The following is a 12,806-nucleotide window of genomic DNA, read 5'->3' on the forward strand; positions in this document are numbered from 1 at the left end:
CCACAACGGTATGCTAAGAACAAAAATGCCGTTCACTCTTAAGTGAACGGCATTAGCATTTACTGCGGCTTTTTTTATATCTGGTGAAAGTTAATCTATGCTTTGCCTGTCTATCTATACTATCGGTATGCATTGAAAATTTAGAGGAAGTATCAATGAGTAAGAAAATGATATTGGGTATTGTGTTGGTCGTAACCATCGTCTTGTTAGGCATCAATTTCGGCCAGTACTTAACGCTTGAAAATGCTAAGGCCCAACAAGCTGTGTTAAATGACTACATTGACAGCAACTTTATTGCGGCTGCCGCTATCTATTTTGTCGCGTATGTCATGATTACGGCTTTCTCCATTCCTGGTGCCGCTGTTGTAACCTTATTAGGGGCCGCGCTATTCGGCTTCTGGAACAGCTTGCTACTGGTATCTTTCGCAAGTGCGATCGGTGCGACCTTAGCTTTCTTAAGTAGCCGTTACCTGTTGCGTGACTGGATTCAAACCAAGTTTGGTGACAAATTGGCGACGATTAACAAGGGGGTTGAAAAAGACGGCGCATTTTACCTGTTTTCTCTGCGTCTGATTCCTGTATTCCCATTTTTCCTTATCAACCTATTGATGGGTCTAACACCGATGTCAGTGAGTCGTTACTACATTACGAGTCAAATCGGGATGTTACCGGGGACGGCGGTTTTCTTGAATGCTGGTACTCAGCTCGCAGAAATTGATTCACTTTCGGGCATCGTCTCCCCTTCAGTACTATTGTCATTTGCATTATTGGGGATATTCCCAATAGTGGCTAAATGGTTGATGGGTAAGTTTCGCTCAGCACCCGTAGCTGAATAATGTATATAGCAGAATAGTTTATAATATCTAAATAACACAGATAGCCGAATAAGGTTCTATTTCAATGAAAATCTTCAGTGCATCGAATCCGACAGAAGCTCATATCATCTGTGGATTGTTAGAAAGCGAGAATATTGCCTGTGAAGTCCGTGGTGAGGGGTTGTTCGGATTAAAGGGGGAAATCCCATTCACTGAAGAAACTGACCCTTACGTATGGTTATATGAGCCAGAATTGGCCAGTAAAGCTCGCATGCTCGTCAATGACTACCAAAAGCAGCAAGATTCGATCATCTATGAAGAGTGGCGTTGTGGTGAGTGTCATGAAGTCAACGAAGCGCAATTCGGCTCTTGCTGGCAGTGCGGTGCTGCCTCACCTGAATAGCAGGGTTTCAGTGACCTGATAGAACGATTCGGTCAGATACCTCCTCCAATTAAAAACGGGAAGCTAAAGTTAGCTTCCCGTTTTTATTTCAATTCGATTAACTCATCATCTTTGATTTCACGCCTAGAAAATCACTGAATTTGTTTTTGAATAAACGCAATCGAACGCTGATTAAACTCTTCAGGGTTTTCCACGTTACACACGTGTCCACAATTCGGGATTTCTACTAGCTCACTCGATTCATGCGCTGCAACCATTTCTTTTACAGGCTTAATAAACATGTAGTCACGTTCACCCATCAAATAAAGAGTCGGTATTGGTAGCTCTCTATCTTTAAAATATTTCATCAAGGGGTTTACATCAGCCGTTAAGATAAACCAGCGTTTAAATTCTTTCTGGCACAGTTTTTTGGCTTCGCGGATAAAAAGGTGACGAGACTCTTTTTGGCTTTTTTGTGGCATCACAACATAAGCAAAAAGGCTGTATAACCACATGTAAGGAATGATGTGCTTGCTGAGGTTACCCAACTTGATTAACACTTGAGAGCGAGTGTTTAGCTTGGTGACAGCGCCACCCAGTACCATTGAACGTACACGGCCAGCCGCCAGTTCTGCAACGTTACGCACAATAATCGTGCCCAAAGACATGCCAACGAAATGTGCAGAACGGATCTTAAGATGGTCTAACACTTTAAGAATATCAAGCGTCACCGATTTGAACGTATAACGATTCGAAATCAGCCCTTTAAGTATATTGTCTGATTTACCGTGCCCTCTCAGATCAATGAGAAGTAAGTTGAAATGCTGTTTATACGCTTTGATCTGCTTGAACCAGATGGAGGAACTGCCTCCTGCGCCATGCACAAATACAACCCACTCATCGCTCGTAGGGTGAGTAAATGTTTTATGAAATAGTAAACTCTCAGACATACCTATCGCTTTAATTATTGGAATGGAGCTATGCCTCATCACGAGGCGATGACTAAGGATACCACGCTATTAAGAACTTTAAGTGATAATAGTGTCAAACCTATCATTAGTCATGTGAATACCTACCTCACCTTTTCTACCTGACAAAAATGAGTTTGCAAGCTTTGTCTTCGTAAACGTGATGTGCTCTGACCAGGAAACAAAAAGGCACTCAACAATTAGAGCGCCTTCATTTATTACGAGCTGTTGTTGCCCGCCCGCTAATTTTAAAGCTAAGTCAACAAGTTAAAATGCTGAATGATACATAGCTAGGTATTCTTTAGCCGCATCTTCCCAACTAAAATCTTGCTGCATCGCATAAAGCTGAGCACGCTTAATTTCAGATGGGTTTTGTGCATAAAGCAGTAATGAACGATGTAACACAGTCAATAACGCCTGCGGTGTTGGCTCTTCAAAAGCAAACCCAGTCGCGACTTCAGGATCTTCATCGTAATCATTCACGCTGTCTTTTAAACCTCCCACAGAACGAACAATCGGCAAAGTACCGTAAGCCATGCTGTAGATTTGGTTTAAGCCACACGGTTCAAATTCCGAAGGCATCAAGAAGAAATCAGAGCCTGCTTCAACCAAGTGCGCAAGTTCATTATTGTACGCTTCTACGAACGAGAACTTATCTGAGTGAAGCGCTGATAGCTCTTTCAATTGACTCGCCAAAACCGGATCGCCAGTACCAACAATCACGATCTGAAGATCATTTTTCAAAAACTGTTCGATGATAGGCAGTAAGTAATGAACACCTTTTTGATTCGTCAAGCGACAAACCATGCCATAAACCGCGCAATCGGCAACGGGTAAACCTACATCTTGTTGCAGTTTTTGCTTACAAGCTGATTTTCCGCGAGCCATGCTGTGCTTGGTCGCTTTGTATTTACGAGGAAGGAAAGCATCAGTTTCCGGATTCCAAGCCCCATAATCACACCCATTCAAAATGCCGAACAGATCAGCAGATCTGTGTTGGAATTCTGCAGCCATACCGTGGCTACCTAATTCCGTTTTCAACTCTTCTGCATAGGTAGGACTTACTGCGTTCACTTTATCAGCGCACATCACGCCAGCTCTTAGCATAGTGACATGAGTGTCACTCACTGAAGCTTCTGGCACATGATAACTGTGCATCTCTGGCAGGAATTGTAATTCATCGTATGCGAACACACCTTTGAATACCGCATTGTGAATCGAGATAACACTGCGTGTATTTTCAAAGAAATCGTGTTGTTGGTAACGCGATTTAAGCAAGAAAGGAACGAAACCTGTATGCCAGTCATTTGCATGAATGATATCCGGTTGAAAACCAAGTTTAGGAAGCATATCAAGACAGGCTGCACTAAAGAACGAGAAGCGCTCTCCGTTATCAGCATAAGCTTGATTGTTTTCTGCGTACATTTCCGGGCGGTCGAAATACTTGGCACATTCAATACCAAAAACTGGAACGCCTTCTACGCTCAGTTTTTTCACTTGGTAAGCCGTATGAGGCCAATGATCGAGTTCAGTCGATAAAACAACTTCTGCTGAATCAATGTTTGGAATATTTCTATAGGCGGGGATAGTCACTCGAACGTCCTGTTCGAGTGTTTGCAACGCTTTCGGTAGTGCCTTGGCTACATCAGCCAAGCCACCACTTTTAATCAAGCCTTCAACTTCAGACGCTACAAAAAGTACCGAGAGAGTCTTAGTAACCAACTCGTGCTCCTTTAGAAATCACTACGACACCATCGTCAGATACGTGGTAATGCTTTTTGTCTTCTGTCAGATTTACACCAATCTGTGTACCCGGTGCGATATCTGCATCTTTATCAATGATAACGCGGCGCAGGATACAACCCTCACCCACTTTTACATCACCGAGTAAGATACTTTCGCTAATATCACACGCTGATGCGATATTGCTGCGGAAACCCAGTACACTCTTTTCAATACGCGAACCACGTACGTAACTACCGCTACAAACAAGACTATCAATGATCTGAATTCGACCATTTGCCGAATCAGTAAACGTAGCAGGTGGTAGTGGCGGGTAATAAGTGTGTAGAGGCCATTTACGGTTGTATAGCGAGAATGGCGCATCTTTCTTAAGAAGGTCCATATGCGCTTGCCAGTACGCGTCAATCGTACCTACATCGCGCCAGTAAACTTCTTCTTTCTCACCAGTAATACGATTGGTGCTGAAATCATAAACAAACACATCACCACGTGGGAACATGTTTGGAATAATGTCTTTGCCGAAATCGTGTGTCGAACCTTCTCTATCAGCATCTTCCGTTAGTTCAGCAAAAAGCTCTTTCGCTTCGAACACGTAATTGCCCATTGAAACGAGCGCTGATTCTGGATCGCCCGGGATCGACTTCGGATTTGCAGGTTTCTCTTCAAAGCCAATCATACGACCATCAGCATCAACCTCAATAACACCGAATTCTGATGCTTCAGCAAGCGGCATGCGCAATGCTGATACTGTTAGAGCCGCTTTCTTCTCTTTATGGAAATCAAGCATCTGTTTGATGTCCATCTTATAGATATGGTCTGAACCAAAAATACATACTTGATCAGGTTCTTCCAACTCCATAAAGCCCATGTTTTGGTAGATAGCATCTGCTGTGCCTTCATACCAACGCTTTCCTTTACGCATTTGCGCAGGAATTGGGTCGATAAAACGGTCTGTTATGCCACTGATATTCCAGCCTTTTTTCATATGGTGGAACAGTGACTGTGACTTAAATTGTGTTAATACGTAGATCTTCATTAGATCAGCATTAACGAAGTTGTTCAAAGCGAAATCAATTAAGCGGTAACTACCACCGAAAGGAACCGAGGGTTTGCTGCGAGATTCAGTTAAAGGTCTTAAGCGAGAGCCTTCACCACCAGCAAGAATCATTCCCAATACACCAGCCATTTTATTCTCCATATATCTATAGCTTATCGATGTTAGTACTCGTAGAGGTATCTTCCTCTGGGGGATGAGCACCAACACTTATTTCGGTATTTAGCGAATATCCATTCACATACAGTGACAATATCCTAAGCCAAACGTTGTTATGTGTGCACTATTCTTTGCACTTGGTTTTATATACGTTATCGACTTTTCGGCCGAATTCAATTTTTAATACGCTATTCTGTGGTACGTAAGCTGATTGCTTTCCCAAGACTTAAAGCAGCTCACATCACACCGTCCAGACGAAACATTACATTAACACCCGACACACATCAGGTATACAACTAAACGCTGATCTGTGAGTTACAATATTTTAATTAAGTTACATTCTCGTTAAAGTTACATAAGAAAATCTGATTAATTGGCATTATTTATTTTGCGATGTGAATTTAATAAATTCTCGCAGACGAAATACCATGTCAACAAGTTGCATATTTAGTCATATTGAGATCAAAAAAAGCAGCCATTAGGCTGCTTTTTCATCAATAACGTTCAGTTATTTCTCTTTAGGCTTTTTACGCTTATCCGTAACTTCCCACTTACCGTCGATGTACAACGCAGTCCAACCGGACGGTTTTCCATCTACTTCAGTACGCACGTAGTTTTCTTTGGTCTTACGACTAAAACGAACCACTGTCGGCTTACCATCAGGGTCAGCAACTGGCGCTGATGCTAGGTATTGGAACTTAGGTGAGATACGGTCTTTAAAACGAACCAGCTCTTCCACTAATGGTGCACGTGTTTCACGTGATTTAGGGAAGTTGCTCGCAGCCATAAATAGACCAGAAGCACCATCACGAAGAACAAAGTACGCGTCTGAATTTTCACACGGAAGTTCAGGGAAATGCACCGGGTCTTCTTTTGGTGGCGCAACTTCGCCATTTTTCAGAATCTTACGAGTGTTCTTACAATCTTCACTCGTACAGTCCATGTATTTACCAAAACGACCGTTCTTCAGAACCATGTCAGAACCACACTTGTCACACTCAACAAGTGGACCATCGTAGCCTTTCACTTTAAATTCGCCGTGCTCAACCACATAACCTTCACAGTTCGGGTTGTTACCACATACGTGCATCTTACGCTTATCATCGATTAGATAGGCATCCATTGCCGTTTCACAAATAGGACAACGCTTTTTAGCTCGAAGTGCTGCTGTTTCAACGTCTTCTTCAAGCACGTTGATAATGCCTTCTTCATCACCAAGGTTGATTGTTGTCTTACAACGCTCTTTTGGTGGAAGTGCATAGCCAGAACAACCAAGGAATACGCCTGTCGAAGCAGTACGAATACCCATTTTACGGCTACAAGTCGGACACTCAATATCGGTTTCCACGATATGATTTGGCTTCATGCCACCAGCGTCTTCGTCTAAGTCTGCTTTTTCCAAATCGCCAGTAAAGTCTTCGAAGAAGTTATCTAGCACGCCTTTCCAGCTTGCTTCGCCTTCTGCGATTTGGTCCAACTTCTGCTCCATACGAGCAGTGAAGTCGTAGTTCATTAGGTCATTGAAGCTGCCATCTAGACGGTCAGTAACAATTTCACCCATCTTCTCAGCATAGAAACGACGCTGTTCAACTTTTACATAACCGCGATCTTGAATCGTTGAGATGATTGATGCGTATGTTGAAGGACGACCAATACCACGCTTCTCAAGCTCTTTAACTAGCGCCGCTTCAGTGAAACGAGCCGGTGGCTTAGTGAAGTGCTGTTTAGGGTCTAGCGCAATCAGATCAAGCTTATCGCCGATCTGTACTGCTGGAAGGATCGTATCTTCGTTCTTGCCCATTGGACGCTGAACACGAGTCCAACCATCAAATTTAAGGATACGACCTTTCGCTTTCAACGTGTACTCATCTGCTTTAACGCTTACTGTCGTTGAATCGTATTGAGCTGGCGTCATTTGACACGCTACGAATTGATTCCAAATTAGCGAGTAAAGCTTGTGTGCGTCTGCGTCTACGCCGTTTAGATCTTCCGACTTAACATCTACACTTGAAGGACGAATCGCTTCGTGGGCCTCTTGAGCGCCCTCTTTGCTGCCGTATGCAAGAGCTTTAGGTGGAAGGTATTGCGCGCCGTACTCAGAACCAATGTATTCACGAGCGGCTTCTACAGCTTCTGAACTCAAGTTGGTTGAATCAGTACGCATATAAGTGATGTAACCCGCTTCATACAGGCGTTGAGCCAGCATCATGGTTTTCTTTACGCCATAACCAAGACGCGTACTCGCCGCTTGTTGCAGCGTCGACGTGATGTAAGGTGCAGACGGCTTACTCTTTGTTGGGCGGTCTTCACGTTTACAGACTTCGTATTGCGCTTTTTCTAAAACGCTAACAGCAGCTTGTGTTTGCGCTTCATTTTCAGGTTTAAACGCAACACCGTCTTTCTGTGCAACTTGCAGTCTAAAGTCGGTTTTCTCTGCTGTTTTAGTATCAGCATGCACATCCCAGAACTCTTCAGGGATAAAGGCGTTGATCTCGCGCTCACGCTCTACCAGTAGTTTTACCGCTACTGATTGAACACGGCCAGCGGACAGGCCTCGTGCTACTTTTTTCCAAAGCAGAGGTGACACCATAAAGCCAACAACACGGTCCATAAAACGTCGTGCTTGTTGTGCGTTTACGCCATCAATATTTAGCTCACCTGGAGTTTCGAAAGCTTGTTGAATAGCATTCTTGGTGATTTCGTTAAAAACCACTCGCTTGTATCGCGTTTCATCGCCACCGATGATCTCACGAAGGTGCCATGCGATAGCTTCTCCTTCGCGGTCCAAATCGGTTGCGAGATAAACATGGTCTGCGTTCTCAGCCAGTTTTTGCAATTCAGCGACGACTTTCTCTTTACCAGGTAGGATTTGGTAGTTCGCTTCCCACTCTTTATACGGGTTGATACCCATCTTTTTGATAAGAGCTTTGCGATCTTTTTCTTTCTTGATACGAGCTTTGTCTTCTGGGCTCATACCCTTGGTTGAAACTGCAGCAGCCTTTTGACCAGTACTTTGACCTGCCGTTGGTAAATCACGTACGTGACCTACACTCGACTTAACGACAAAGTCTTTGCCAAGATATTTATTGATAGTTTTAGCCTTGGCTGGCGACTCCACTATAACGAGCGATTTACCCATATTGACTCTAACGTCCTTAATCACGATGCTTCAGCACCAACAATTTAGCTTGTGGGCTTTTACGCATGATATTCTAAATTCATTGCTTCTTTTTTTACTATTGTGCGAGATTACTAGAAGATCAACCGCTTTTTTCAAAATTGGATCTGATCGCTCGACAATTCGACGACTCATAGATAAAAGGGTCACAATATAAAGAAGCTATAAAGTACTCACTAAGAATACTTGCAAGAGCCTATTCATCAGGCATTACGTCTAAACGGGCTCATACTAAGCTTGTCCGCGAATCTAACGCGAGCCCCATTCAATTATTTTTGCCGTAAATCACAAAATAAATTGTGGATGTTTGAAAAGACTCTCTTAATCGGTTGTGAAATCATTGAATTTCTAGTTCGACACCATAAACTCAACGTTATATTCAGTTATCAGAGATAAACTCATGACAAAGAAAGTAATAGCAGAATTTGATTTACTGCTTATCGCAAACCAAATTATCCAATCACATGATGACTACATTGAAGGCATGCGCGCAAACAGCGTAGTAGAAAAAGACGATGTACTCGTCTTCAAAGGTGAATACTTCTTAGACAGCAATGGAATGCCGACAGAGAATACAACCGCGGTATTTAACATGTTTAAATACTTAGCGCACCACCTTTCGAAAGAATTTACAATTCAGCAATAATTAAAAAGCTTGCCACTTAGGCAAGCTTTTTTGTTCCTAAACCTTTACATACTAAGCATTTTTATAGACTTAGCATTTTCAGCTTGTCGAAGTAATCAGGGAATGTCTTTGACGTACAACCTGGATCATTAATCGTCACAGGCGTATCGCTCAAGGCAACCAGCGAGAAACACATCGCCATACGGTGATCATCGTAAGTATCAATCGCCGCATGAGTCAGTTCAGCCACAGGGTTAACAATAATGTAATCTTCACCCTCTTCCACTTCAGCGCCGACTTTGCGTAGCTCTGTTGCCATTGCAGCCAAGCGGTCTGTCTCTTTCACACGCCAGTTGTAGACATTACGGATTGCCGTTGTGCCTTTCGCAAACAATGCGGTTGTCGCGATAGTCATCGCAGCATCTGGGATATGGTTATAGTCCATATCAATGCCTTTCAGCTCGCCACAACGAGAAATAACGTAGTCGTCACCCCATTCGATTTCCGCACCCATTTTCTCAAGCGCATCAGCGAATTGGATATCACCTTGGATACTGTTTTTACCAATACCAGTGACCTTAATCTCACCACCTTTGATAGCAGCGGCTGCAAGGAAATATGACGCAGATGATGCATCACCTTCAACCAAGAAATCACCCGGTGCCGAGTAAGATTGCCCGGTAGGAATCACAAACTCTTGGTAATCATTATTGATCACGTCCACACCAAATTGCTTCATGATGTGCAGCGTAATATCGATGTAAGGTTTAGAAACCAATTCACCGTCAATTTTAATGGTCACTTCACCTTCAGCTAAAGGCGCAGCCATCAAAAATGCCGTCAAAAATTGACTAGAGATCGAACCGTCGATAGAAACCGTACCGCTCTTCAAACCGGTACCTGTGATCTTCAATGGCGGGTAGTTTTCGTTCTCTAAATATTCAACGTCGGCACCGGCTTCTCGTAGTGCTGTTACTAAGTGGCCAATTGGGCGCTCTTTCATGCGAGGCTCACCAGTAAGAACGTATTCACCGCGACCTAAACATAGTGCAGCCGCCAACGGACGCATCGCCGTACCCGCGTTACCTAAGAAAAGCTCTAGGGCTTTGTCACTTGAGAATGCACCACCAACACCTGTCACTTCACAAACGGTTTTGTCTGCAGACAACTGATAATCAACACCTAACTGAGTCAATGCATTCAACATATGACGAATATCATCACTGTCTAGCAAGTTTGTTAGGCGAGTGGTTCCCGTAGAAAGTGCAGCCAAAAGAAGTGCACGGTTGGAAACGCTTTTTGAACCAGGTAGGTTAACTTCCCCGTTCACTTTTTGAATTGGTTGTAACGTAAGGCTTTCCATTAAATCTTATAGTCCTTGTACCACCCGAAGTCACTGGTGCGTATTTATTTTCGGGTGATGAATAATTCTTCGTACTTGCAGACTAACGAACTTTTCCAACGAACTCCAGAGCTAATCCGGCCCAAACCGGTGATTAATTAGCCAATCAATCGTATTTATATACTAGTACACGAGGTCAACTCGAACACCATCTGAAAAATAGAGAATTCGTACATCATCGCCTCGGTTGAACAGCATCGAGTTATCGACATCTTGGATAATGTTGACCAACTTGTCGTCTTTGGTTTTGACCAATAACTCGACCAGTTTGTACTCTACTTTATATTGTGTGTTACCTCGGTTACGAGCAATACCCGCACCTGCTACTGCACCTACAGCTGTCGCCACTTCTTTACCAGTGCCGCCGCCAAACTGGTTACCAATCAAGCCACCAATCGCCGCACCTAACAAGGTTTCCCAACCATTCGCTTTCGACTCAACGATCTCTTGCTGAGTGATGTATCTGACCGTATCAATCTCACCATAAACCACCTCGTTTACTGGTCGAGCTTGGTTTCTGTTGTAAGCTGCATTTGCCAACATGGGCAAAACAAGTAAAATCCAAAGCAACTTCTTCATGGTAAAACTCCTAAAGACCTCTTGGTCAGTGATTAATCTGTAATGCGGTACTTATGACTATATACCTAACCGAACTTGATACTACTAGTATAGAGTTTCCTTCGCCTTTCGACGCGCTTGATGACCCCAACGGTCTGCTCGCCTTCGGTGGTGATTTATCACCAATGCGAATTTTAAACGCTTATAGCCAAGGTATATTTCCATGGTATGGCCCAGGTGAGCCTATACTTTGGTGGAGCCCTGCACCGCGAGCGGTATTTAATCCTAAGACATTCGAACCGTCAAAAAGTCTTAAAAAGTTTCAAAGAAAGCACAATTACCGAGTCAGCATCAACCAAGCGACGGACAGAGTAATTGGTTATTGCTCTTCACTAAGACCCGAAGAAGAAACCTGGCTAAACAGCGACATGCAGTCAGCCTACCGCAAACTCGCTTCATTAGGTTTCTGCCACTCGGTTGAGGTTTGGCAAGATGATGAACTGATCGGTGGACTTTACGGCTTACAAAGAGGCCAAGTCTTTTGCGGTGAATCGATGTTCAGCCTAAAGACCAATGCCTCTAAAATTGCGCTGTGGTACTTTTGTAAACACTTTACCCGATTCGGCGGACAACTGATTGATTGCCAAGTCATGAACCCTCACTTGGAATCCTTGGGCGCTATCGAGGTTGATAGGGATGAATTCCTAGGCTCTCTGCAATTACTCAAAGAGTTCTCCGTTGACGATGCATGCTTTAAAACCCAATGGCTAAAGGAAATGCCTTAATGAATCCAGATTTACAACAAATCAGAATTGGATTAACAGACAATCACGCTTGCAGCTACTTACCTCACTTCGAAGAGAGAGTGGCGGTCACGCTTGACGAACACATGCACACCTCAGATAACTATGAAGTTCTGCTTGCGAATGGATTTCGCCGCAGTGGTTCAACCATTTATAAGCCACATTGCGATAATTGCTCAGCATGCCAAGCGATTCGGCTTTCAATTCCTGAGGTTAAGCTTTCCAAAAGCCAACGACGGATCCTTAACAAAGGAAAATCACTACGTTGGGAACTGAAAGATGAGATGGATGACAACTGGTTTGACTTATACAGTCGCTATATCACCGCTCGTCACCGTTCGGGAACCATGTACCCACCCAAGAAAGAAGAGTTTCTACAATTCTCTAAAAATGAGTGGCTTACTACAAAGTTCATGCACATCTATGATGAGAACAAGTTGGTTGGTATCGCCGTAACCGACATCATGGCTCACTGTACGAGCGCGTTTTATACCTTCTTCGATCCTGATATAGACATTTCGATGGGAACACTTGGCGTTCTATTTCAGATCCAACATGCCCAGAAAGAACAAAAACAATGGTTATATTTGGGTTATCAAATCGATGAATGCCCTGCGATGAACTATAAAGTACGATTTCAACGTCATCAAAGGCTAGTAAATCAGCGGTGGCAAGGGTAGAATACGCGACAACTTTACATATTTTGATTTTAACGGCACAATCAAGCCGTTGAAAACCGCCAAATTTCGAAAGAGGATTAGATGGCTAAAGAAGACGTAATCGAGATGCAAGGCACTGTCCTTGATACTCTACCAAACACAATGTTCCGTGTTGAGCTTGAAAACGGTCACGTAGTGACAGCACACATCTCTGGTAAAATGCGTAAGAACTACATCCGTATTCTTACTGGTGATAAAGTAACTGTTGAGATGACTCCATACGACCTTTCTAAAGGCCGCATCGTCTTCCGTGCTCGTTAATTTTTAATTAGCGAATACAATAAGAAGCGGAGCTTAAGGCTCCGTTTTTTATTGCCTGAGCTTTTTACTACACAAGCACATCAATCTCGCATCTCGCATCTCGCATCTCGCATCTCGCATCTCGCATCTCGCATCTCGC

The 12,806-nt window shown here is 43.5% G+C and carries 12 protein-coding genes; 6 read left to right on the forward strand and 6 right to left on the reverse strand.

The annotated features are described in order from the left end of the window. Positions 1-155 precede the first annotated feature (155 nt). The gene (locus tag ACED41_RS20930) at positions 156-836 is read left to right on the forward strand and encodes a TVP38/TMEM64 family protein (protein ID WP_017072239.1); all 681 of its coding nucleotides are present in this window, start codon (positions 156-158) and stop codon (positions 834-836) included. 64 nt (positions 837-900) lie between these two features. Beyond that, positions 901-1,218 (forward strand): DUF2007 domain-containing protein, encoded by a 318-nt coding sequence (locus ACED41_RS20935; RefSeq protein ID WP_017062099.1) that lies wholly within the window; start codon positions 901-903, stop codon positions 1,216-1,218. A 131-nt stretch (positions 1,219-1,349) separates the two neighbouring features. Here the strand turns inward: ACED41_RS20935 and ACED41_RS20940 are convergent, their stop codons facing one another. The 4 genes from ACED41_RS20940 to topA all read right to left on the reverse strand — a co-directional run bounded on the left by ACED41_RS20940 (position 1,350) and on the right by topA (position 8,260). Continuing rightward, positions 1,350-2,147, reverse strand: a complete 798-nt coding sequence (locus tag ACED41_RS20940) for an alpha/beta fold hydrolase (protein WP_017062100.1) — start codon at positions 2,145-2,147, stop codon at positions 1,350-1,352. Positions 2,148-2,432: 285 nt separating this feature from the next. Beyond that, positions 2,433-3,887, reverse strand: coding sequence for a glycogen synthase GlgA (glgA, locus tag ACED41_RS20945; protein WP_371725620.1), 1,455 nt, complete (start codon positions 3,885-3,887; stop codon positions 2,433-2,435). Further along, positions 3,877-5,106 (reverse strand): glucose-1-phosphate adenylyltransferase, encoded by a 1,230-nt coding sequence (gene glgC / locus ACED41_RS20950; protein WP_080582251.1) that lies wholly within the window; start codon positions 5,104-5,106, stop codon positions 3,877-3,879. The genes glgA and glgC overlap by 11 nt, the downstream gene beginning before the upstream one ends. A gap of 523 nt (positions 5,107-5,629) precedes the next feature. Then, positions 5,630-8,260 (reverse strand): type I DNA topoisomerase, encoded by a 2,631-nt coding sequence (gene topA / locus ACED41_RS20955; RefSeq protein ID WP_017067846.1) that lies wholly within the window; start codon positions 8,258-8,260, stop codon positions 5,630-5,632. A gap of 439 nt (positions 8,261-8,699) precedes the next feature. Here topA and ACED41_RS20960 point away from each other — a divergent pair, with 439 nt between their 5' ends. Next, positions 8,700-8,945 (forward strand): YciN family protein, encoded by a 246-nt coding sequence (locus tag ACED41_RS20960; RefSeq protein ID WP_017062104.1) that lies wholly within the window; start codon positions 8,700-8,702, stop codon positions 8,943-8,945. Positions 8,946-9,006: 61 nt separating this feature from the next. Here ACED41_RS20960 and aroA read toward each other — a convergent pair whose 3' ends face one another. After that, positions 9,007-10,287 (reverse strand): 3-phosphoshikimate 1-carboxyvinyltransferase, encoded by a 1,281-nt coding sequence (gene aroA, locus ACED41_RS20965; RefSeq protein WP_017062105.1) that lies wholly within the window; start codon positions 10,285-10,287, stop codon positions 9,007-9,009. 162 nt (positions 10,288-10,449) lie between these two features. After that, a complete protein-coding gene (locus ACED41_RS20970) occupies positions 10,450-10,905 on the reverse strand; it encodes a glycine zipper 2TM domain-containing protein (protein ID WP_004736438.1) in 456 nt (151 codons plus the stop codon). A 53-nt stretch (positions 10,906-10,958) separates the two neighbouring features. Between ACED41_RS20970 and aat the strand changes: the two genes are divergently transcribed. The 3 genes from aat to infA all read left to right on the forward strand — a co-directional run bounded on the left by aat (position 10,959) and on the right by infA (position 12,667). Next, on the forward strand, positions 10,959-11,669 hold the full coding sequence (gene aat / locus ACED41_RS20975; RefSeq protein WP_017063504.1) for a leucyl/phenylalanyl-tRNA--protein transferase: 711 nt from the start codon (positions 10,959-10,961) through the stop codon (positions 11,667-11,669). Beyond that, positions 11,669-12,367 carry an arginyltransferase gene (locus ACED41_RS20980; protein WP_065585123.1) on the forward strand — a complete coding sequence of 233 codons (699 nt, stop codon included), beginning with the start codon at positions 11,669-11,671 and terminating at the stop codon, positions 12,365-12,367. Before aat ends, ACED41_RS20980 begins: the two co-directional genes overlap by 1 nt. 81 nt (positions 12,368-12,448) lie before the next feature. Next, positions 12,449-12,667 carry a translation initiation factor IF-1 gene (infA, locus tag ACED41_RS20985; protein WP_001040192.1) on the forward strand — a complete coding sequence of 73 codons (219 nt, stop codon included), beginning with the start codon at positions 12,449-12,451 and terminating at the stop codon, positions 12,665-12,667. Positions 12,668-12,806 lie beyond the last annotated feature (139 nt).

Source organism: Vibrio sp. 1F255 (assembly GCF_041439145.1).
Classification (GTDB): Bacteria; Pseudomonadota; Gammaproteobacteria; order Enterobacterales; family Vibrionaceae; genus Vibrio; species Vibrio crassostreae_C.

Excerpts from the sequence above, each read along its gene's own strand:
- ACED41_RS20930 (WP_017072239.1), top strand. The coding sequence starts at position 156 with ATGAGTAAGAAAATGATATTGGGTATTGTGTTGGTCGTAACCATCGTC.
- ACED41_RS20935 (WP_017062099.1), top strand. The coding sequence starts at position 901 with ATGAAAATCTTCAGTGCATCGAATCCGACAGAAGCTCATATCATCTGT.
- ACED41_RS20940 (WP_017062100.1), bottom strand. The coding sequence starts at position 2,147 with ATGTCTGAGAGTTTACTATTTCATAAAACATTTACTCACCCTACGAGC.
- glgC (WP_080582251.1), bottom strand. The coding sequence starts at position 5,106 with ATGGAGAATAAAATGGCTGGTGTATTGGGAATGATTCTTGCTGGTGGT.
- topA (WP_017067846.1), bottom strand. The coding sequence starts at position 8,260 with ATGGGTAAATCGCTCGTTATAGTGGAGTCGCCAGCCAAGGCTAAAACT.
- ACED41_RS20960 (WP_017062104.1), top strand. The coding sequence starts at position 8,700 with ATGACAAAGAAAGTAATAGCAGAATTTGATTTACTGCTTATCGCAAAC.
- aroA (WP_017062105.1), bottom strand. The coding sequence starts at position 10,287 with ATGGAAAGCCTTACGTTACAACCAATTCAAAAAGTGAACGGGGAAGTT.
- ACED41_RS20970 (WP_004736438.1), bottom strand. The coding sequence starts at position 10,905 with ATGAAGAAGTTGCTTTGGATTTTACTTGTTTTGCCCATGTTGGCAAAT.
- aat (WP_017063504.1), top strand. The coding sequence starts at position 10,959 with ATGACTATATACCTAACCGAACTTGATACTACTAGTATAGAGTTTCCT.
- ACED41_RS20980 (WP_065585123.1), top strand. The coding sequence starts at position 11,669 with ATGAATCCAGATTTACAACAAATCAGAATTGGATTAACAGACAATCAC.
- infA (WP_001040192.1), top strand. The coding sequence starts at position 12,449 with ATGGCTAAAGAAGACGTAATCGAGATGCAAGGCACTGTCCTTGATACT.